Raw genomic sequence first — 20,361 nt, 5'->3', positions numbered from 1 at the left:
CGATGCGATGCGTTTCCCAATCCCCTGTTGCACTGGAAAATCCGATGCGAAAGCTGCTCACAACCCTGCTGCTGCCCCTGGCCAGCGTGACCCTGGTCTATCTGCTGGCGGAGTTCGTTTTTTTCCCCTTCCTGCTCGACCGCCTGCCGCCGAACCTCTATAATTTCATGCCGCGCGAGCTGCGGGTGCTCGGCCAGACCTCCAAGGCCGACCTCCTGCCCGCGCCCGGCTACCTCGCCATCGCCGGAGATTCCTACGCCCAGGGCAAGGGCGACTGGTTCATCGCCAACGGCTACGACCGCAACTCGCGCTTTCAGGCAACGCACCTGCTCCACGACGCCCTCGGCGTGGACTGCCTGACCTTCGGGCGCAGCGGCGCGAGCAGCTGGGACGGCCTCGGGCTGGAGCCGCTCCAGATCTACAACCGCCTGAACCGCCTCGGCCTGAAGCTGCCCCAGCCCGGAGCCATGCTCCTCTATTTCTACGAGGGCAACGACGTCTACGACAACAAGCGCTTCCTCTACGACCATCTCGACTCCGAGCACAGGGAAAGGCCGCAGACGCCGGAACAGTATCGCGACTTCCTGGAGACGCTCGTGCGCAAGTACGCCTCCGGAGCCCCCAGGGAACCCGGAGACGGCCTGCTCTTCGGCAACATGATCCTGCGGCTGCTTCGCGACAGCGTGTATTACCCCCTGACCCGCAACATCGTCGATCCGGACCCCTTGCGCGCGCCCGGACAGATCAACCGCATCGTTCTCGACTCCGGCATCGTGCCCGTACCGGACAAGCTCCAGGGGCCGCCCGTAAGCATCTCCCCGGACATGCTGGACAGCAGCACGATCATGTTTCAGCAGGCCGCCCTGTCCATCCGCGACCATTTCCCGAAAACCCGCATGATCATCGTCTACGTGCCCTCGCCTCTGTCCTGCTATTCCTGGGAGGGCGACAAGGTCAGCGAGGAGCGGGAGAAAAACCCCGTTTCCAGGCAGGATATCATGCTCTTCAGCCAGGCTCTGGCCGGAAGCATCCGCGAGTTCGCGGCGAAAAACGGGTTCGGCTTCGTGGACACCCGGCCCGAATTGCGGGAGGAGGCCGCGCACACCCTGCTGCATGGCCCGCGCGACTGGGACCACTTCAACCGTGCGGGCTACGAGGCGTTCACCAAGGCGATCATCGACGCGGCCGGACCGCAACTGCGCGCCGCCACGGAGAAATGATGCTCTCGAACATTCCCGTGCTTTGCTACCACGACGTCAGCCCGGCCCAGGGCAGCCTCGCTCCGGAGCGGTTTTGCGAGCATCTCGACGCTCTGCTCGACGCAGGCTGGCGCAGCATCACGGCGCGGGAGCTGTTCGAAGCGGTCGCGGGCAGGCGTCCCGTCCCGCGCAAATCCCTGGTCCTGACCTTTGACGACGGGCACTGGAGCAATTTCCTGCGGGCCGCGCCGGAACTGGAAAAACGCGGCCTCACGGGCGTGTTCTTCGCGGTCACGGACTTCATCGCGCCCGGCCCGGCCCGGCGCATGTCCGATGCGCCGCCGGACCTGCCCATGCCTGATTGCTTTCGGCAGGCGCTTACCAACCAAGATTACTCGCAATTCATCAACGAAGGCGAAATCGCGGCGCTGCTTGCCGCCGGGCACGAGGTCCACGCCCACGGCGCGCGCCACCAGGGCTGCTTCCGCACGCTCCACCCGCGCGGCCCCATCGGAACGAACAAGGCGCACTGGGCTGCCGCGGGCATCTATTCCCAGCCCGCTCCAGGTCTGCCCACCTTCGAGGTCGGCAGCGCCTACGTCTACGACGGGTTCTGGCCCCAGGACTCGACCCCGCGGACGCGCTTCGTCCGGCGCGGCGAGGCCGAACGGCTGGCCTTCTGCGCGGAGGACTTCACGCGCAGCCTCGCCCGCATCCGCGCCTTGAACCACAGCGACGTGCAGCTCTTTTGCTGGCCCTGGGGCAATTACGACGCCAAGGCCGAAGCGGAGCTGAAGAAAGCGGGCTTCCAGGGAGCCTTCACCCTGGAACGCGGACCCAACGTGCGCGGCACCGACCCGTTCCGGCTCCACCGCATCGGCGTGGCTTCCGGCAAGGACGGCAAGTGGCTCCAGTCCAGGCTGCGCATGTATTCCACATCTCCGGGAGCGCGCTTCTTCTTCAAGAAACTGCGCAAGCGCCCGGACCTTTCCCATGTGCTCCTGGCCACGGATTCCACCAAGATTTCCGGAGGCAGCCGCCAGCTCATCAACAACGCCGCCGCCCTGCACGATCTGGGCATGCGCGTCACGGTCTGCGTGCCCAAGGATTCGCCCATCGCCGGGGAACTGTCTGCGGGCGTCGGGGTGCGGCGCTTCGACGAGTTCCGCAAGCCGCTGAAGGCCGCCTTGTTCCTGGCGCGCCTTTGCCGGGAACAAAGCGTGGACGTGGTCCACACCTTCCACAACAAAGCCTACAAGCCCGCCATCCTGGCCCGGCTGCTCTCGCTGGCCTCGTCGCGCCCCTTCCGGCTGTTCATCAATCGCGGCGTGATCTTCAAGGCCAACGCGCTCTTCGGGCTCTGGGCGAGGCTGGCCAGCGGCATGGTCGTGAATTCCTTTGCCTGCGCCCGCTCCCTGCGAAAGCTCGGCGTGCCGGACAAGCGTCTGAACGTGGTCTACAACGCCTTCGTGCCCGCAGACGCCTCCCCCCCGGATCGGGAGGCGCGCAAGAAGCGCGGCCTGCGGGTGCTCTGTCTGGGCAACGAGGCTCCGGCCAAGGGCCTGGACGTGTTTCTCGACGCCGTGACCGAATACGTCCGCCGCTTCGACGCGCGGGACACGGAATTCGTGGTGGCCGGGGCGCGCAAGCTGGCTCGCCTGCTTCAGGCGCTCCCCGCCGACGCCGCGTCGCGGATCCACGACGCCGGGATCGTGCCGCACGACCAAGCCCTGGAACTGCTGCGCCATTCGGACATGCTCGTGATTCCCTCGCGCCAGGAAAGCATGCCCAACGTGCTCCTGGAAGCCTTTCATTTCGGACTGCCCGTGGTCTGCACCCGTGCGGGCGGCATTCCGGAGCTGGTCACGGACGGTCGAAACGGCCTGCTCTGCGACCTGGAGGACGCGGTTTGCCTGGCGGAGAAAATCAGGTATCTTGCGGAGAACCGCGAGGAGCGCCTGCGCATGGGCCGCCTCAACCAGGCTTTCGTGGCCGCCTGTTTTTCCAGCCGGGACAAGGGCCTGGACCTGCTGCGGGTCTACCACGGCCAGCGCGTGGCCTCCCTGCCGCCTCTGCCGGAACAGGACTAGCGCTCCGCGCAGCGGTGATGCGCGGCGCATCTTCCACCCACAGGAGAAAGCATGCAGCGACCGAGCCTGTTCACCCGCGACCCAGCCACCCTGTTCTCCGCCCTGCCCGGCCCGCTGCGCGAGAGGCTGGGCATCGGCTCCTGCGGGGTGCGCAACCTGCTCGACATGGCCGGGCGCGGCCTGGACGCGCCGCACAACGCCGCCCTCGGCGCGGTCTATGCGGACATGCTCTTCTCGGCCCTGGGCGAAAGCCCATTGAACGGCGAGCTGGCCGGACGCATCCTGAACATACCGGAACTGCGCGAACTCATCGAACCGGACCGCGCCGCCCTGCTGCGCAGCCTGGCCGACGCCTGGCAGCGGCCCGCCAACCTTTCCTATTTCCAGAATCTCGCGGCACGCCGCGACATGGCCAAGCTGCGCGGCTTCCTCGAAGGGCGCATCTGCGCGGAGCCGGACAATCTCTTCTGGCGCGAGCAGGCCCTGACCCTGGCCATTTCCGAAGGCGACCCGGACTTCGCCCTCGCGGCCCTGGACAGCGACGTCCTGCGCGGGCTTGCGCCGGTGCACGCGGCTGGCCGCTGGCAGGCCTTCTATATGGCCGGACGGCACGACGAGGGCGCGGATCTGGCGCAGGAAACCGAAGCCCTGTTCGGAGCGGGATTCGCCCACGCTCGCGCAGCGGAATCGGCCCTTGCCGGAGGCGGACGCGGGGAGGGCCTTTGCCGCCTGCTCGCATCCCTGGCCCGCTCTCCCTGGCGCGTCAACGAGCTGCTCCGAGCGAGCGAGCTGCTCGACGGACAGGACCAGGAAACCGCGCCCATGCGCGGGCAGGTCTGCGTGCTTCTCTATACCTGGAACAAGGCCGACGACCTGGACGCGGCCCTGGCCGCCCTGGCCCGTTCGGACCTCGGACTGGCGCGCATCGCCGCCCTGAACAACGGTTCCACGGACCATACCGCGCGGGTTCTGGCCAAGTGGCAAGGGGAGTTCGGCCGCGACAGGATGAGCGTGGTGGAATTGCCCGTGAACGTGGGCGCGCCCGCGGCGCGCAACTGGCTCCTGCACGCGGAGGCCAAAGACGCGGATTGGCTCGTCTACCTCGACGACGACGCCCTGGTGCCCCGCGACTGGCTGGGCCGCTTGGGCGCGGCCGTGCAGCGCCTGCCCGAAGCGGGGGTCTGGGGCTGCCGCGTGGTGGATGATGCCCAGCCGCTCCTGGCGCAGTCCGCCGACTACCACCTGACCCCGCCCGGAGCGGCCCTTGCCGACGCGCCGGACCTCAGCCGCATCGAGCCGCACCCCTTCAAGCTTTCCAATCTCCAGATCCAGGGCCTGGACCGGGGACAATTCAACTATGTCCGTCCCTGCGCCTCGGTCACGGGCTGCTGCCATCTCTTCCGGCGCGACCGGCTTCTGGAGGCCGGAGACTTTTCCCTGTACCTGTCCCCGTCCCAATACGACGACATGGAACGCGATCTGCGCATGCTCGCCAAGGGCAGGCTCGCCGCCTACCAGGGGCACCTGCGCGTGCGCCACAGAAAACGCACAGGCCGCAGCACCCTCGTTCCGGGACAGGAAAACGCCAACGCCCTCGGCAACCGCTACAAGATGCAGGTGCTGCACGGCGCGGAGGAAATCGCGGAGGCCACCCGCAAAGACGCCGAAGCCGTTCTGGCGGACCTTCAGGCCCGCATGGAGCGCGTGCGCCCCGCCCTGGAGGAACAATGCGCGACCGATCAAGACTCCTGAAGGACGCCGAACCAGGGACGCGCGGCCCGGTCCTGCACTGGATGCGCCGGGAGTTCCGCGTGGAGTCCAATCCCGGCCTGCTCCTGGCCCGCGAGCTGGCCGAGGAAAACGGGGTCGGCCTCGGCGTCGTGGTCTGCCTGCCGGAAGCGCACGAACTCCCCTCCCTGCGCCAGCTGCGCTTCCTGCTCGACGGCCTGCGCCCGCTCCAGGCGCGGCTTCGCGCCCTGAACATTCCGTTCTTTCTGCGCGTCGGCGATCCCGCTGCCCAGGTGGCCGATCTTGCCCGCAGCGCGCGCATCAGCGCCCTGACCACGGATTTCGATCCGCTGCGCCCGGCCGGGCGGCACCTGCGCACGCTCCTTGAAACCGTGAACGCCCCTGTCTGGGAATCGGACGGCCGCAACACCGTGCCCTGCTGGCTCGTTTCGGACAAAAAAGAATACATGGCCCGGACCATCCGGCCCAAAATCCATCGGCTGCTGCCGGAATTCATGGCTTCGCTTCCGGCCCTGCGCGCCGCTCCCGCTCCCTGGCCCGCGCAAGCCGGAACCGCACCGGCGGGCGAGGCCGACTGGAGCGCGGCCGAGGCGCACGCGGCCAAAGCGTATCCCGCCGCTCCCGTGGACTGGGTCACGAGCGCGGAACAGACCGGCGAGCCCCAGGGCGGGCAAAGGCTGGACGCCTTCGTGCGCGGGGGGCTGCGCGGCTATGCGGAAAACCGCAACGACCCGGTCAAGGACGCTTCCTCGCGCCTCTCGCCCTGGCTGCATTTCGGTTTCCTGTCCGCACTCGACGCGGCCCTGGCAGCCGCAAAATCGAGCGCTCCCCAGGAGGACAAGGACGCCTTCCTGGAGGAACTCATCGTGCGCCGCGAACTCGCGGACAATTTCTGCCTGCACGAGCCGCGCTACGACGCCCTGGACGCCTGCGCGGCCTGGGCGCAGGCGACCCTGGACAAGCACCGCGGCGACAAACGATCATACGTCTATGATTTCAATACGCTGGAGAAAGGCGAAACCCATCAGCCCCTTTGGAACGCGGCGCAGCGCCAGCTTGTGGACGAGGGCTTCCTGCACGGCTACATGCGCATGTATTGGGCGAAGAAAATCCTGGAATGGAGCCCCACGCCCGAGGAGGCGCTGGACGCGGTCGTCCGGCTCAACGACTGCTGGTCGTTGGACGGCATGGACAGCAACGGCTACGCCGGAGCGGCCTGGAGCGTGTGCGGCGTGCATGACCGGGGCTGGGCCGAGCGGCCCGTGTTCGGTTCGATCCGCTACATGAATTCCAACGGCGCGCGCCGCAAGTTCGACGCGGCGGAATATGTGCGGCGCTATGCGGGAGTGGAGCAGGCGCGAGCCTTCGCAAGCCGGAAGTAGGGGTTCGCAGGCGAACGCCGAAAAAAACAGGGGCGAACAGAAACACACGCCGAACCGGCCCCGCCCTTTCGTCGATCTGGCGTGGCCGGGACGCTTCCGGCCTCAGGAGCGCCGCAGAATCTCGTCCAGCAGCTTTTTCGCCTGGGCGTTGTTCGGGTTGGCTTCGAGCGCGTCCTTGAGATACTGCTCGGCGCGGGGAATGCTGCCGGCGCGGTAGAAGACGTTGGCCAGGTTGTAGCTGACGCGGTCGTTGCCCTTGTGGAAGTCCGGGTTGAGCTTCACGGCGCGGGCGAAGCTGTTCACGGCGTCCTGCGTGCGCCCGCCCTCGAAGTAGGCCACGCCCACGTTGTAGTGCAGGCCCTCGTCGTCCGGCGCGATCTTCAAGGCCTTCCGATAGTTCTCGATGGCCTCTTCCCACTTGCCCTGGAGCTTGAGCGCAATGCCCAGGCGGTTGAACGTTTCCAGGTCGGAGCGGGTCAGGTTGCCCTTCTTGGCCTCGATCATCCTGCTCAGATATTTTTCCGCGAGGTAGGGCGAGCGGCCCTGCACCCGTTGGGCGATGCTTTCGGCCATGCTCTCGATGATGGCGGACGCCTCGCGCGTGGCGCATTCGATGGCCTGATCGAAATACTTCTCAGCGGAATCCATTTCCCCGCGCGAAAGGTGCACCTCGCCGATGTCGCGCTTGCGCTCGGCGTGCAGCGGGGAAAGCTTGTCCAGTTTCTTCATGTACGCCAGATACATGTCGTTGTCCGAGCCCTGATAGAACGCGGCCAGCCGTTTGAGCGGCTCGATGAAGAGCTTGGCGTTCTCGTGGGCCTCCAGATACGCCTCCTGGGCGCGGTCGCGCTTGCCCATACCCAGAAAGGCGTCGCCCTTGAGCATCAGTCCCGTGGGGCTGCCCGGCTTGATCTTGAGGATTTTCTCGCACAGGGGCAGTATTTTTTCGTATTGCCGGGCCGCCAGCAGGCGCTTGGCCAGGTGCACGATCTCGGTGAGCTTGCCCTGCGGCCGGATGGTGAAGGCCATTTTCTCGATGATGTTGTTCACCGACGCGGGCTTGGCGATGACGTTGTTGGCGCCGACCTCGTAAAGGTAGGCGATGTCCTCGCGCCGCCCCTCGGAAACCAGGGCGATGATCTTGACTTCGGGGCTCTGGGACTTGAGCGTGACGATGAAGTCGGTGGTCAGCTTGCCGTGAAGCAATCCTTCCACGAAGAGCAGCACGGGATGTCCGTGGTCGAGCCGCGCCTTGAGCGGCTTGGCCACCAGAGCGGGCGATTCGTAGCTCTCGAGCAGATCCTGCTTCAGCCCCAGAGTCTTGTTCAGGGTCGCCCGAAGATTCTTTTTGAAAAGCTCATCGTCGGAAACGATGAAAATGGTGCAGTTCGGCTTTTCAAGATATTCCAGAACGATGCTGTCGTATCGTGCGGTCTGTATCATTCATTTCCCCCACTCCATTGAGTAACTCAATTCGTGGGGCGCGGCAACACGGCATCGTATCTCTTATCGTGCCTCGCAACACATAATACCAGAATGCCGCTCAGGCCGGGCCGCAGCCGTGCTTGGCCAATCCGGCCAGGGAAGTCTCCCGGTAGCCGCACTTGAGATCCCGCCCCGTCTCGCCCATGGTCCGCACGACCTGATCAAAGCTGATGCGATGCTCCCCGTCCGTGAAGAGCGTGTACTGCGCGGTGTTCACGGCGCGGACGGCGGAAACGGCGTTGCGCTCGATGCATGGCACCTGGACGTAGCCGCCGACCGGGTCGCAGGTCATGCCCAGATGGTGCTCCAGTGCCATTTCCGCGGCGTAGTCGATCTGCCGGAGGGAGCCGCCGAACAGAAACGCCGTCATGGCGGCGGCCATGGCGCAGGCCGTGCCGATCTCTCCCTGGCAGCCCACCTCGGCCCCGGAGATGGACGCGTTCTCCTTGACCAGGTTGCCGACGAGTCCGCCGACGGCCATGGCCCTGAGGATTTCGCACTCCTCAAGGCCATGGTCCTCGGCTATGGAGCGAAGCACGGCGGGAACCAGCCCGGCGGAACCGCAGGTAGGCGCCGTGACCACTCGTCCGCCCGATGCGTTTTCTTCCGCAACGGCGAGGGCATAGGCGAACGTCATGCCCGTGGAGCGCAGCGCGCCGGTCTGCAATCGCGCCTTCCTCAGAAAGGAATTGGCCTTGCGCGGGTAGCGAAGCGCTCCGGGCAACACTCCCGTACGGGAGAGGCCCTGCACCACCGAGTGGTTCATGTCCCGCCACCTGTCTTCCAGAAACGGCCAGATTTCGGCCCCTTCGACGGATTCCACGTATTCCCACAGCTCCAGATTCTCGGAGCGGCAATGCTCCATGATCTCCGTGAGCGTCGTGTGCGGGTAGACGTCCACGGCCTTGCGCCGTGGTTCGCCCGCCTCCACGATGGTTCCGCCGCCCACGCTGTAGACCTCCCAGACAGAGCCGGGCAGATCCAGCGGCGCTCCCTCCCTGTCCAGCGCCTCGAAGACGAGGGCGTTGGGATGGAAAGGCCGGATTTCTTCGGGTTTCCAGACGATTTCCGTGCGCTCCTCACCGAGGGTGCGCTGGATCGTCATGTCCGTCAGATGGCCCCGGCCCGTGGCCGCGAGGCTGCCGAGCAGGGTCACGCGGTAGCCCGCCGCCTGGGGCGTGCGTTCCAGAAACCGCAGGGCCGCTTTTTGCGGCCCCATGGTATGACTGCTGGAAGGGCCGTTGCCGACCTTGTAGAGCTGTTGCAGGGAATCCATGCTTCGCTTTTCTTTTGTTAGAGAACCTGACGGACCAGCTCCACGAACACGGAAGCGCCCACCAGGATGACCTCGTCGTTGAAGTCGTACTTGCTGTTGTGCAGCAGAGCGGAATCCTTGCCGTTGCCGACCCAGAGGAAGCAGCCCGGAACGTGCCGGAGGTAGAAGGCGAAGTCCTCGGAGCCCATGACCGGAAGTTCCCCGGTGAGCACGTTGTCCTCCCCGACCACGGCGGCCGCTGCGGCGCGGGCCGGTTCCGGCATGGTGTTCACGAGCACGGGATGCTTGCGGCGATAGGTCAGGGTCGCCTCGACCCCGTACATGCGCGCCACGCCCTCGGCCACCCGGCCGAGAGACTCCTCGATGAGATCCTGCACCGCGCCGTCGCAGGTGCGCACGTTGCCGTGGATGACGACCTCGTCCGGGATGATGTTGTCCGCGCTGCCGCCGTGCACCTGGGTGATGCTGACCACGGCCTTGTCGTGGGCGGAAACCTTCCGCCCCACGATGGACTGCGCGCTCTTGACGATGTCCGCCACCGCGGCGAAGGGCTCGACGCAGCCGTGGGGCATGGAGGCGTGGCCGCTCTTGCCGCGAACCAGAATCTCGAAGCGGTCTTCCGAGGCCATGGCCGCGCCGAAGTGGACCACGACCTGATCCGTGGCGTATCCTGGCCAGTTGTGCAGGCCGAAGATGAAGTCGATGTCATGCTTCTCGAACAGCCCGTCCTCGATGACCTTCAGCGCGCCGTCGTAGCCTTCCTCGCCGGACTGGAAGAGCAGCAGCACCGCGCCGTCGAAGTCCCTATGGCCCGCGAGGTGGCGCGCCACGGCCAGCAGCGTGGCGGTGTGCCCGTCGTGTCCGCAGGCGTGCGCGCGTCCCTTGACCGCGGACTGGTAGGGAAGTCCGGTCTCCTCCTGGGTTTCCAGGGCGTCCATGTCTCCGCGCAGGGCCACGGTCTTGCCCGGACCGCGTCCTTCGATCCGGGCCAGCAGGGAATTCTCTCCGATGTCCTCGAATCCGACGCCGTAGGACCGGAGCTGCTCCTTGACGAAGGCCACGGTGCCGACGGTGCCCGTGCCCACCTCGGGATTGGTGTGCAGGCGGTGCCGGACGGCCTTCATGTCCGCTATCCAGGACGCGATCTCCGCATTCAAAGGCATTTAGATCTCTCCAAGGAATTTCAGCGTCACCTGGGCGATTCCCGCCGAGGCGAGGTAGGTTCCGGCCATGACGAACAGGCTGACCGCGACGATGCGCCAGCCGGTCTTCTTCAGCGCGGGCAGATCCTTGCCGATGCCGACCCCGGCGTAGGCCAGGATGGGGGTGGTCAGGGCCAGGAAGTTGACCTTGCCGACCCAGGCGGCGAACTGTTCGCTGCCCGGAAAGCCAGGCAGGGTCACGATCATGCCGAAGGTGATGACGTAGAGCACCGTGGGCAGCTTGAAGACGTAGGCATTGGCGAGCACGCCGAGAAGGCAGATGGCCACGAGCACGGCCATGCCCGGCAACGCTTCCAGCAGGCCGAAGCCGTAGCCGATGCGGTTGCCGATGAGGGTGATCACGCCGACCAGGACCAGCACGATGGCGGATTCAACGATCTTGCGCATGACTAGGCCTCCTCGGTCTTACCGAACCTGAGCCGGTACAGCAGGTTGTAGAGCTTGTTGGAAAGGGGCAGGGCGATGAACATGGACATGTACACGCCGTCCAGGCCGGAGAGGGTGTTGCTGGCAACGCCGAACGCCTGGATCTTGTCCGCCATGGCCGGATAGTGGGCGCTGAGGCTGCCCACGGTGGCGGTCATCATGCTCGCCGAGCCGACGCCCGCGGCCATGGCCAGGGCATAGGGGTGGAACACGTCCAGCACGCTCAGGAACGAGGCGGCAAGGCCGTAAAAGATGGTTCCGAACACGGTGCCGCAGATGTACACGCCCATGACGCCGCGCCCTTCGGGGGAATCCAGCCCGTAGATGTCGCCGATGAGGGCCACGTTGGGCTCGCGGGCGATGGAGTGGGCCGCGCCCACGGCCTCGCGCCGCAGGCCCAGGAACATGGCGATGGGAATGCCGATCACGAGGGTGCCGATGTTGCCGAACTCCTGAAGAATCAGCGCAGGCCCGGCCTTGAGGATCTCGAAGAACTTCGGGCCGACGAGCGTGCCGTAGCGGGCCATGAGCAGCATCAGGGTCAGGCTGACCAGGGTGCTGGAATCCAGCATGTCCTTGTCGTTGACGACCTTGAGAAACTTGGGGCCGAGAAAGGTGCCGAGGAACACGGCGTAGAGCATGGGCAGCAGCACCAGAGTGCCCGGCCCCACATCGAATTTGAGTATCCCGATCAGCTCGGACACGCACACCAGCACGAGCACGACGAGATGGACCTTCACGTTTTTGATTGCGTCTGTCATCGTATGTATTCCCTCCCGATCAAAACCATTACGGCGTCACCTGCGCGTCCGGCCCTCCCCGTCGGGAAGGGAGCTCGGCCGGTCCCCGCGCGGGGCTCCCTGGACAACGAATGCACTGCCTCCCTTGGGGTTGGAGTTTCCCTCCTTGGGCCGACCCGTTTGCCGGGCCGACAATTTCAGCCATGTCAAAAACAGGTCCGAAACTAGCAAAAAAAATATCGTCGCGCTACTAAATCATGAGCCGGACCAAATTTTTGGGCCGCCCGACCTGGTGGGCATTTTCCTTGCCGACCAGCCTGGCATGGCCGCCGTCCAGAAATTTCTTAAGCATTCTGCGGGCGCTGCGCTCGCTGATGCCGAGGCAGGCGGCCAGATCCGCCGAGTCGAAGGTGCTTTTGCCCGTGGACTCCATGATCGAGCGGATGCGGTCCAGGGCGCTGGGGCTGATGCCGATCTCCTCGGCCATGCGCAGCTGCGCCGCATCCTGGACGCGGGTCCGGAATCGCAGCTCGTCGCTTTCGCCCAGGGGGCCGCGCAGTTGCTCCCCGTGCATGAGAAACACTCCGCCCTGCGGCAGCCGGCGACCGTTGGCCAGGGCGTTGCGCGCGGCCTTTTCCGCCTCGAAGGCCGTGGCCCCGATGCCGATGCCGGAGGAGAACAGCAGGTTGTTGTTTCGGCCCCAGGCCAGGAGCCGGGTGAACATATCCAGGTGGACCGGGCTTTCAATGACCCCACGGGTGGAAAAGATGACGTATTCGCGCTTTCCGAAGCTGAAGAGGCTGCCCTGGATCATGCGCACGTATTCCAGCAGTTGCAGGTAGAAGCGGCCTTCGTCCTTCATCTGATCGTACTGGTTCACGGATTGCTCCGCTTCGCCGTGCAGCCGGACGATCTGGATGGCGATGCCTGCCGAGCGCAGGTTGCGGGTCGAAATATCGGCCAGCAACAGCTCCACGGTCTCGCGCACCTGCAACGCGCTGGGAAGCATACGGAAAACAGGATAACCCGTATCCTGAAGTTCCCGGAAAACCGAGCCGAAGCCGGTTATGGCCAGATCCGCCTGGCCGGAATCCAGCAGTTCCCGATGCCGGTCGCGGTATTCCTGTTCCCTGTGGTGCACGGCAAAGGGCATGGAATGGACCTGGTCGAACGGAACGCCGAATTCTCGGATGACCTCCCGCAGAACCTGATCCGCGACCACGTCGATGCTGACCCGGCCGAAAGGCTGGCCGCTGCGCTGTATCTCGGAAAAGACGCGGAGCAGGCTGTACGCTCCGCGCTCGATCTGGGCATGGGGCTTGGTGACGCTGCCGCGCGCCTTGGCCGCCTCCTGCACGCCGATGCCGGAGAAGAGGATGCCGTCGCATTCGCTCTGGCTCTGCTCCAGCACCTCCCAGGAATCCTCGGTACGCTCGCGGACGTAGGCCCGGAAGCCGAGGTTCGGGAAAAAGCGGCCAAAGGCTTCGCCGATGACGGCGAGAGAATCGGATGGGCCGATGCAGGCGATGGTCAGGGACATTTTGCTCCGGGGTCTTGCGCGGGAGAGGGCCGGTCCCGCCTGCCGGGGCGACGCGCTCTATCTATACAGAAAGCGTGCGCCGGGCGCGAGTCTCTCGTTCCAGAACGTGGCCAGCCCAGCGGAGGCGCCCGCGCCCATGAGCCTGTCCAGAAGCGGCACGTCCACCGGGGGGCCTTCGTAAAGATTGGGGCGCTTGGTCATGCCGCAAAGGTCCATGAGCCGCTGCAAGGCGACCTCGTACCCGCCGAGTTCGTCCACCAGCCCGTTGTCCCTGGCCTGCCGACCCGTGAACACGCGCCCGTCCGCCAGCGCGGCCACGGCGTCCTTGCGCATGTGCCGGGCCACGGCCACGTCCGAGACGAACTGGTCGTGCATGTCCATGATCAGCCCCATGAGCTGGTCGCGCTGCGCCGGGGTCAGCGGCTCCAGGGGCGAGCCTGCGCCCTTGTTCGCGCCGGAGGCCAGCAGCACCCGGCGCACGCCGAGATCGCCGGCAAGGTCGCTGAAATCGACGTATTCCATGAGCACGCCGATGGACCCGGTCACGCTGCCGGGGTTGGCCACGATGAGGGTGGCCGGGCAAGAGGCGTAGTATCCGCCCGAAGCGGCGACCGAACCGTAGGAAGCCACCACGGGCTTGACCTCGGCCAGCTCGCGCACGGCCCGGAACATCTCCTGGGAGGGGGCCACGGCTCCACCCGGCGAATCCACGCGCAGGAGCACGCCTTCCACGGCGTCGTCCTCGCGCAGCTCCCGCAGGAAATCGACAACGTCCCTGCCGTCCAGGATCATGCCCGTGAGATGGACCACGCCCACGGTGCGCCCGCCCACGCCGTCCTGCCCCACCCGGAGCGCACGAAAAATGGCCGAGGCCCCCGTAAAGAGGACCACGGCCATCAATAGTAACGCAAATCCGAAGAGAAGCGGATGTCGCGCGGAGAATCCAGCCTTAGGCTTCATCCTCGCCGGACTCCTCGTCACCCTCGGCACGGGCTTCCTCGGCGGCTTCCAGCTTCTGACGCAGGAGGTCGCCCAGGGTGTTGCCGGTCTCGGGGGCACCGGAGGAATAACCCTTGCTCGCGGCGGCCGGACGGCGACGCTGCTCGGCCTCATCCTTGATCTGCTTGATGGACAGGCCCAGACGGCGCTCGTCCGCAGAGACGTGGATGACCTTGGCCTCGATGCTGTCGCCTTCCTTGTACAGCTCGGAAGGGCTCTTGATCTTCTTGCGGCTGATCTCGGAGACGTGGACCAGGCCCTCGATGCCCTCTTCCACTTCCACGAACAGGCCGAAGTCGGTGATGTTGGTCACCTGGCCGGTGATCAGCTGGCCCACGGGGTACTTGGCGGGCACCTGGGACCAGGGATCCTCGGTGAGCTGCTTCACGCCCAGGGTGAACTTCTCGTTCTCCTTGTCCACGGTCAGCACCTTGGCCTGGACCACGTCGCCGGCCTTGTAGACTTCGGAAGGATGGCGGATCTTCTTGGTCCAGGAGATGTCGGACACGTGGATCAGGCCGTCGATGCCTTCCTCGATGCCGATGAACACGCCGAACTCGGTGATGTTCTTGATGGCGCCCTCAAGGATGGTTCCCTCGGGGTACTTCTCGGCGACCACGTCCCAGGGATTGGGCTTGATCTGCTTCATGCCCAGGGAGATGCGCTTCTTGTCGGGATCGACGCCGAGGACGACGACCTCGACCTCGTCGCCCACATGCACCATCTGGGAGGGGTGACGCAGCTTGCGGGTCCAGGACATCTCGGAGATGTGCACCAGGCCCTCGACGCCGGTCTCCAGCTCCACGAACGCGCCGTAGTCGGCCAGGTTCGTGACGGTGCCGGTGAAGCGGGCGCCTTCGGGGTACTTGCCCCCGATGTTTTCCCACGGGTCGGCGGAAAGCTGCTTCAGGCCGAGGGAAACCTTCTGGGAATCGCGGTCGAAGTTCAGAACCTTCAGTTCCAGCTCGTCGCCCAGTCCGACCATCTCTTTCGGATGACGGATGCGCTTCCAGGACATATCGGTGATGTGCAGCAGGCCGTCGAGACCGCCGAGGTCCACGAACACGCCGTACTCGGTGATGTTTTTGACCTTGCCCGTGACGATCTGCTCTTCGGCCAGGGTCTCCAGCAGCTTTTCGCGCTGCTCGCCGCGCTGCTCCTCAAGAAGCACACGGCGGGAAACGATCACGTTGGAACGGCGGCGGTTGATCTTCAGGATCTTGAACTCGAACTCCTGGGAAACCAGGGCGTCCATATCGGGCACGGGGCGCAGGTCCACGTGGGAACCGGGCAGGAAGGCCTCCACGCCGCCGAGATCGACGGTGTAGCCGCCCTTGATCCGGCGCATGATGCGTCCCTTGGTGATGTTGTCCTTTTCCTGAAGCTCCTCAAGGCGGTCGAAGAGCTGCATCCGCTTGGCTTTTTCACGGGAGAGATGAATGGTGCCTTCGCCTTCGTCCTTGTTGGAGACGAAAACGTCCACCTTGTCGCCGACGGCCACGGTCAGGTTGCCTTCCGCGTCGAGGAATTCCCCGACCGGAATCTGGCCCTCGGACTTGAAATTGACGTCCACGAGAACGTGGTCCTTGTCGATCTTGACCACTTCGCCCGGGACGATGCTGCCTTCTTCGAGATCCCCGAATTCAGGGCTCAGGTAGTCCTCAAGCGCTTTCTCAAAACTCATCTCCATTTCAGGAGACTCGGGGGAAACATTCTGTTTCGCTGTTTCTTCCATGGGTTACCTCCACGACATAACCTCGGACAGTGTATTTTTGCACCGCGACCGGAGCCCGGTCCGCAATCATGGCTTGGAATCGCTCCGAGGTCGGCGAAGCCTTGATTGCCCGGACGGCCCGAAGGCCGACGCCCAGCGCCGCGATGCGGCTGTGTTGTACCGGGGCGAAGCGCACCGGCACGAACACACGTCACTATCTGAAAATAGGTTGCCTGTAAACCGTTTTCCACCTGAAGAAAGCTTGCCGCAAGCGCCCGGCCCGCAAGACTTCGCCAATGAAAACGGCCGCTCTGCGCGGCCGTTTTCCCAATATCGCCTTGTGCGGATTGCAAGGACGATCCGAAGCGGGTCAGGCCTTGCAGCGGTGCTTCACGTTCACGCCCTCGACGATGAATATCACGCTCTCGGAAATGTTCGTGGCCAGGTCCGCGACGCGCTCCAGGTGGCGCGCGCTGAGGATGGAATGCACCCCGCGCTCGACGATGCGCGTCTCGGTGACCATGCTGGAGATGTATTCCTTGAGCAGCTTGATGTTCAGCTCGTCGGCCTCGTTGTCCATGACGCAGACCTTTTCGGCCAGCTTCACGTCGCGGTCCACAAAAGCCTTCACCGCCAGGGAAACCATGTTCTTGGCCGTCTCGGCGAGCATTTCCATCTTCTGGTTGAACGGCAGGGGCGGCCGGGTGGCCAAAAACAGCGTCCTGTGGGCCAGGTTCACGGCCTCGTCGCCCAGGCGCTCCAGGTTGATGGTGATGCGGCTCACGCCCACGAGGAAGCGCAGGTCCGTGGCCATGGGCTGGTCCAGGGCCAGGGTCTCGACCACGAAGCGGTCGATCTCGTCCTCGAGATTGTTGATGTCGCAGTCATGGTTGATGACTTCCTCGGCCAGTTCGCCGTCGAGTTCGAACATGCCCTTGATCGCGTTGTGCACGGCCTTTTCGCTCAAGGCGGCCATGCGCAGCACGAGCATCTTCAACTCTTCGAGCTTATGCGAAAAATGCGCTCTCTGTTCCATGCGTCCCTCTCTCTCTAGCCGAAGCGGCCTGTGATATAGTCTTCGGTCTGCTTGTTCTTGGGCTTGGTGAACATGGACTTGGTGGTGTCCACCTCGATGAGCCTGCCCATGTAGAAAAAGGCCGTCCGGTCGGAAACGCGCGCCGCCTGCTGCATGGAGTGGGTCACGATGATGATCGTGAAGTCGCGTTTCAGTTCGTGGATCAGATCCTCGATCTTCTGGGTGGCGATGGGGTCGAGGGCCGAGGCGGGCTCGTCCATGAGCAGCACTTCCGGCTGCACGGCGAGCGCCCGGGCGATGCAGAGCCGCTGCTGCTGGCCGCCGGAAAGGCCCAGCGCCGAGGAGTGCAGCCGGTCCTTGACCTCGTCCCAGAGCGCGGCGCCCTTGAGGCTTTCCTCGACCCGGGCGTCGAGCAGGCGCTTGTCGCTCACGCCGTTGACGCGCAGGCCGTAGGCCACGTTTTCATATATGGTCTTGGGAAAGGGGTTCGGCTTCTGAAAGACCATGCCGATCCGTCTGCGCAGGGCGACCACGTCGATTCCGGGCGCGTAGACGTCCTCGCCGTCGAGGGTCAGACGCCCTTCCACGCGGGTTCCCGCGATGAGGTCGTTCATGCGGTTGATGCAGCGCAGGTACGTGCTTTTTCCGCAACCGGAGGGGCCGATGAGGGCCGTGACCTGGTTCGCTTCGAAGTCCAGGCTGATGTCCTCAAGGGCCTTGAAGTCCCCGTAAAAGAAATTGAGATTGACCGAAGAAACTTTTATTTCGGGCACTTTGCTCTCCCTTTGGCGATTCGCTTGTGCGCCGCCCGATCCGGGGCGTCGCGGCTCTGCCTCTGTTAGCCGGATCTCGTTACGATCCAATGACCCGATTGTTACATTTGGGAAACGAGCAAAAAGAAGCGCTATTCCGCGTCGAGTTCGAGCCGCATCCCTTCCGGAGTGAAGGTGGTCTTGGCCGCAAGGCTCGTCACGCCCGCCGCTTCGTTGAGATAGACCACCAGCCGAAGAAACTCCGCGTGCTCGCCCATCACGACCTTCTCGACCAGCGGGGAATCCAGGCGGTAGACGTTGGAGCCGACGTTGTCCCAGGCGCCCATGAGGTCGAAGACCATCCGCGCGGGCTGCTTGAGCACGAAGGTGCGCGGCTCGGCCGCCGGACGGTCCAGCGGCAGAAACAGCGCCACGCCCTTGGCCAGGTTCACGGATTCCAGGTTGCCGGCGCGGCCCATGTCCGCCGCAGGCGTCCCGGAGGATGCGGAAGGAGTCGGCGCGGGCCGGGCCTGTTCCTCGGACGCGGTGTCCCGTTCCGGTTTTTCGGCCTTGCTTTCAGCTTCTTGCGCGGGTTTGGCCGCGGCCACGGCATCCCCCCCCTCGGTTTCGGAGCGGCCGTCCGGAGCATCGGTTCCGGCGTCTGCCGGGAGCGGCTCTCCCGCACCGGGTCGGTGCACGAACTCCGAGGGCAGGACGGTGTTGTCGGCGGGCCGCCGCACCTTCCAGGGCGTCTCGTCCCCGGCGGCAAGGGCCGCGCCGCAGCAGAGCGTCAGCGCCAGAACCGCCGAAAGCATGGTCAATTTCAAATCTCGTCTGCGCATCCCGTATCCCGAATTGTATCTTTGGTTCTGGTCATCTTAGGGCAAATGCGGCGCAAACGCAAAGAGGGAAAAGAGCCGCCGTTCCATTTCCGTCCGGCTCCTCCCGTCCCCTGCCCCACGCCGGGCGCGAAAAAATCAATGCTCGCCGCCGCCTCGGCGCGCAGCCCTGGCCCGCCAGGCCAGCTCCGGCAATTCCACGGCCTGGAAGCGGGCCAGCGCGCCGTCCAGGCGCAGGGATTTCTGCCGCGAGAGCCCGCCGCCGCCTGCCAGCTCCTCGTAGGCATCCACATAGCGGCCCACGAGCTGGCGGTCCGAGAAATGGCGCACCAGCCAGCGCCGCGCCTCCGCGCCCATTTCGCGGGCCTCGTCCGGCGCGGCCAGCAGCCGCCGCAGCACGGGCCGGGCGTCCTCCAGGCGGACGTTCAGATAGGGCTGGGAGCTGACGCCCGCCATCTCGGCCAGCACCCGCAGCTGCCGCTCGTCCAGATAGGCGAGAACCGGCTTGCCCTGGCTGATGCCCTCCAGCCCGGAAAGGTGCATGGATCCGTTGGACATGTCGTCGAGCACGATGCGCGCCCGGCTCCGGCGGCGCAGCACCTCGGCCAGGGGCAGGCCGTGCGCCGTCTCGCAGGTGCAGCCCGTCTCCGCGGCCAGCGCCAGCATCAAGGCCTCGACTTCGGGCGCGCCCTTGGTGTTCCAGCGGTTTTCCCAGGCGCTGGTCAGCTTGGTGGGGCTGAAGAAAAGATCGCAGCCGGACGGCGCATCCTCCGCCGGAGGCCGGTAGGCGGGCTCGTCCTGGGGCACGAAGTTCGGCACCACCCGCGCCTGCGGATAGAACCGTTCCGGGTAATGGCTGATGACCAGGGCGGGCAGCTCGCAGCCGAGCACCCGCGCCAGGGGCGCGCCCATGCGGTCCGCGACCACTTCGGGAATGGAATGGAACTGGCGCAGCACGAGCTTGCCGCGCCGTTGCAGCGCGCGGAAGTCGATGGGCGCGAACGCGCGGGAGTCCAGGTCGAGATAGTTGTGCAGGTGCAGCACGTCGGCTTCTTCGGCGGCCCGCACGGCGGCTTCGGGCGTTTCGCCGAAGACGATGTCGTGCTCGTACCAGCCGAGCTTTTCCAGGGAGTAGCGTTCGAGGTCCACGAGCCGGGCCTCGTGGGGGGTGTGGGCGTTCAGCCCCTGCACCAGCCGCAGGGGCATCCCGGCCAGAGAATTGGTGGAGAAGTGCACTATGCGCACGCCAGCCTCACAACGAGCCGTTCATGCGTCCCAGCGGTCCCTTGCCCAGGGTCTCGCGCGCGGCGGCCATGGGGCTCAGGCGCTTGATCCAGGCCTCGCCGGTATGGGAAAGAAACAGCACCTTGCGGCCCTGGTTGCCGCCCACATCCACCTTGGAGATGGTCAATCCCTCGGCGGTGAGGATGCGCCGGGCCATGTTCACGTTGCGCTCGCCGATGCGGAAGCTGCTGCCCTTGTCCAGGGCCGCTCCGAGCCCGGCCGCGCCGCCGATGATCTTGACCTCCAGGGCCGAGCGCCGCGCTCCGAGCTTGTCCATGGCGTCGAGCATGTTCCTCAGGGCCGTATCCACATAGCGGCAGGTCTGGGGATCGCGCCCCTGGGTGCGGTCTTCCTTGCTGTCCGGCAGGAAGGCGTGGCAAATGGCGCTCATGCGCTTTTCCGGGCTGAACAGCGTAACGGCCACGCAGGAGCCGAGCACCGTGGTCACCAGAGTGGGCATGACCCCGAAAAAACAGTCGCCGGTCTGCAAAAAGACGCGGGGATACTTGTCCAACTCCTGCATTATCAGCCCTCGGCCCTGTGGCGACTCCGCCTTGCGTCCGCTATGATATCGATGGCATGGCCCTCTGCGGCGTCCTTTGGACAAGGGCCAGGAAAAACAAGCAC

17 protein-coding genes are annotated in these 20,361 nt (G+C 65.3%); 4 read left to right on the top strand and 13 right to left on the bottom strand.

Annotated elements, in window-relative coordinates; genetic code table 11:
- Window positions 1-44: 44 nt before the first annotated feature.
- Genes G452_RS0116240 through G452_RS0116225 form a run of 4 tightly spaced genes read left to right on the top strand, consistent with a single transcriptional unit; the run spans window position 45 to window position 6,420 of the window.
- Window positions 45-1,220, top strand: coding sequence for an SGNH/GDSL hydrolase family protein (locus G452_RS0116240; RefSeq protein WP_022663326.1), 1,176 nt, complete (start codon window positions 45-47; stop codon window positions 1,218-1,220).
- Window positions 1,220-3,289: a glycosyltransferase gene (locus G452_RS20060; RefSeq protein WP_022663325.1), complete on the top strand. Its 2,070-nt coding sequence runs from the start codon at window positions 1,220-1,222 to the stop codon at window positions 3,287-3,289. Before G452_RS0116240 ends, G452_RS20060 begins: the two co-directional genes overlap by 1 nt.
- A gap of 51 nt (window positions 3,290-3,340) precedes the next feature.
- Window positions 3,341-5,041: a glycosyltransferase gene (locus G452_RS20055; protein WP_022663324.1), complete on the top strand. Its 1,701-nt coding sequence runs from the start codon at window positions 3,341-3,343 to the stop codon at window positions 5,039-5,041.
- The gene (locus G452_RS0116225) at window positions 5,017-6,420 is read left to right on the top strand and encodes a deoxyribodipyrimidine photo-lyase (RefSeq protein WP_022663323.1); all 1,404 of its coding nucleotides are present in this window, start codon (window positions 5,017-5,019) and stop codon (window positions 6,418-6,420) included. Before G452_RS20055 ends, G452_RS0116225 begins: the two co-directional genes overlap by 25 nt.
- A gap of 102 nt (window positions 6,421-6,522) precedes the next feature.
- Here G452_RS0116225 and G452_RS0116220 read toward each other — a convergent pair whose 3' ends face one another.
- The 13 genes from G452_RS0116220 to G452_RS20035 all read right to left on the bottom strand — a co-directional run bounded on the left by G452_RS0116220 (window position 6,523) and on the right by G452_RS20035 (window position 20,257).
- Window positions 6,523-7,863, bottom strand: a complete 1,341-nt coding sequence (locus tag G452_RS0116220) for a tetratricopeptide repeat protein (protein WP_022663322.1) — start codon at window positions 7,861-7,863, stop codon at window positions 6,523-6,525.
- A gap of 100 nt (window positions 7,864-7,963) precedes the next feature.
- Entirely contained in the window at window positions 7,964-9,181 is a 1,218-nt protein-coding gene (locus tag G452_RS0116215) for an L-serine ammonia-lyase, iron-sulfur-dependent, subunit alpha (RefSeq protein WP_022663321.1), read from the bottom strand.
- A 17-nt stretch (window positions 9,182-9,198) separates the two neighbouring features.
- Complete coding sequence (locus tag G452_RS0116210; RefSeq protein WP_022663320.1) at window positions 9,199-10,344, bottom strand: amidohydrolase; 1,146 nt, start codon at window positions 10,342-10,344, stop codon at window positions 9,199-9,201.
- Window positions 10,345-10,791, bottom strand: a complete 447-nt coding sequence (locus tag G452_RS0116205; RefSeq protein WP_022663319.1) for a hypothetical protein — start codon at window positions 10,789-10,791, stop codon at window positions 10,345-10,347.
- 2 nt (window positions 10,792-10,793) lie between these two features.
- Complete coding sequence (locus G452_RS0116200; RefSeq protein WP_022663318.1) at window positions 10,794-11,591, bottom strand: DUF3100 domain-containing protein; 798 nt, start codon at window positions 11,589-11,591, stop codon at window positions 10,794-10,796.
- A 229-nt stretch (window positions 11,592-11,820) separates the two neighbouring features.
- The gene (locus G452_RS0116195; RefSeq protein WP_022663317.1) at window positions 11,821-13,110 is read right to left on the bottom strand and encodes a hypothetical protein; all 1,290 of its coding nucleotides are present in this window, start codon (window positions 13,108-13,110) and stop codon (window positions 11,821-11,823) included.
- A gap of 57 nt (window positions 13,111-13,167) precedes the next feature.
- Window positions 13,168-14,070, bottom strand: a complete 903-nt coding sequence (sppA, locus tag G452_RS20050; protein WP_022663316.1) for a signal peptide peptidase SppA — start codon at window positions 14,068-14,070, stop codon at window positions 13,168-13,170.
- Entirely contained in the window at window positions 14,060-15,844 is a 1,785-nt protein-coding gene (locus G452_RS20045; protein ID WP_022663315.1) for a 30S ribosomal protein S1, read from the bottom strand. The genes sppA and G452_RS20045 overlap by 11 nt, the downstream gene beginning before the upstream one ends.
- Window positions 15,845-16,193: 349 nt before the next feature.
- Entirely contained in the window at window positions 16,194-16,859 is a 666-nt protein-coding gene (gene phoU, locus G452_RS0116180) for a phosphate signaling complex protein PhoU (RefSeq protein WP_022663314.1), read from the bottom strand.
- A gap of 14 nt (window positions 16,860-16,873) precedes the next feature.
- A complete protein-coding gene (gene pstB, locus G452_RS0116175; protein ID WP_022663313.1) occupies window positions 16,874-17,632 on the bottom strand; it encodes a phosphate ABC transporter ATP-binding protein PstB in 759 nt (252 codons plus the stop codon).
- A gap of 131 nt (window positions 17,633-17,763) precedes the next feature.
- A complete protein-coding gene (locus G452_RS0116170; protein WP_155887790.1) occupies window positions 17,764-18,453 on the bottom strand; it encodes an AMIN domain-containing protein in 690 nt (229 codons plus the stop codon).
- Window positions 18,454-18,588: 135 nt separating this feature from the next.
- The gene (locus tag G452_RS20040) at window positions 18,589-19,695 is read right to left on the bottom strand and encodes a glycosyltransferase (RefSeq protein WP_040368810.1); all 1,107 of its coding nucleotides are present in this window, start codon (window positions 19,693-19,695) and stop codon (window positions 18,589-18,591) included.
- A gap of 7 nt (window positions 19,696-19,702) precedes the next feature.
- On the bottom strand, window positions 19,703-20,257 hold the full coding sequence (locus tag G452_RS20035; RefSeq protein ID WP_022663312.1) for a chemotaxis protein CheD: 555 nt from the start codon (window positions 20,255-20,257) through the stop codon (window positions 19,703-19,705).
- Window positions 20,258-20,361 lie beyond the last annotated feature (104 nt).

Origin of the sequence: Paucidesulfovibrio longus DSM 6739, from assembly GCF_000420485.1 — a bacterium.
GTDB lineage: Bacteria > Desulfobacterota > Desulfovibrionia > Desulfovibrionales > Desulfovibrionaceae > Paucidesulfovibrio > Paucidesulfovibrio longus.
Note: the sequence above shows the minus strand (reverse complement) of the source record. Positions and strands in the feature narration are given on the sequence as shown.

Bases quoted from the DNA above. Each gene is read 5' to 3' on its own strand.
- G452_RS0116195 (WP_022663317.1), bottom strand. From the start codon at position 13,110: ATGTCCCTGACCATCGCCTGCATCGGCCCATCCGATTCTCTCGCCGTC.
- G452_RS0116240 (WP_022663326.1), top strand. From the start codon at position 45: ATGCGAAAGCTGCTCACAACCCTGCTGCTGCCCCTGGCCAGCGTGACC.
- G452_RS0116170 (WP_155887790.1), bottom strand. From the start codon at position 18,453: ATGCGCAGACGAGATTTGAAATTGACCATGCTTTCGGCGGTTCTGGCG.
- G452_RS0116205 (WP_022663319.1), bottom strand. From the start codon at position 10,791: ATGCGCAAGATCGTTGAATCCGCCATCGTGCTGGTCCTGGTCGGCGTG.
- G452_RS20045 (WP_022663315.1), bottom strand. From the start codon at position 15,844: ATGGAAGAAACAGCGAAACAGAATGTTTCCCCCGAGTCTCCTGAAATG.
- G452_RS0116225 (WP_022663323.1), top strand. From the start codon at position 5,017: ATGCGCGACCGATCAAGACTCCTGAAGGACGCCGAACCAGGGACGCGC.
- sppA (WP_022663316.1), bottom strand. From the start codon at position 14,070: ATGAAGCCTAAGGCTGGATTCTCCGCGCGACATCCGCTTCTCTTCGGA.
- G452_RS20060 (WP_022663325.1), top strand. From the start codon at position 1,220: ATGCTCTCGAACATTCCCGTGCTTTGCTACCACGACGTCAGCCCGGCC.
- G452_RS20055 (WP_022663324.1), top strand. From the start codon at position 3,341: ATGCAGCGACCGAGCCTGTTCACCCGCGACCCAGCCACCCTGTTCTCC.
- G452_RS0116220 (WP_022663322.1), bottom strand. From the start codon at position 7,863: ATGATACAGACCGCACGATACGACAGCATCGTTCTGGAATATCTTGAA.
- phoU (WP_022663314.1), bottom strand. From the start codon at position 16,859: ATGGAACAGAGAGCGCATTTTTCGCATAAGCTCGAAGAGTTGAAGATG.
- G452_RS0116200 (WP_022663318.1), bottom strand. From the start codon at position 11,591: ATGACAGACGCAATCAAAAACGTGAAGGTCCATCTCGTCGTGCTCGTG.
- G452_RS0116210 (WP_022663320.1), bottom strand. From the start codon at position 10,344: ATGCCTTTGAATGCGGAGATCGCGTCCTGGATAGCGGACATGAAGGCC.
- G452_RS20035 (WP_022663312.1), bottom strand. From the start codon at position 20,257: ATGCAGGAGTTGGACAAGTATCCCCGCGTCTTTTTGCAGACCGGCGAC.
- G452_RS0116215 (WP_022663321.1), bottom strand. From the start codon at position 9,181: ATGGATTCCCTGCAACAGCTCTACAAGGTCGGCAACGGCCCTTCCAGC.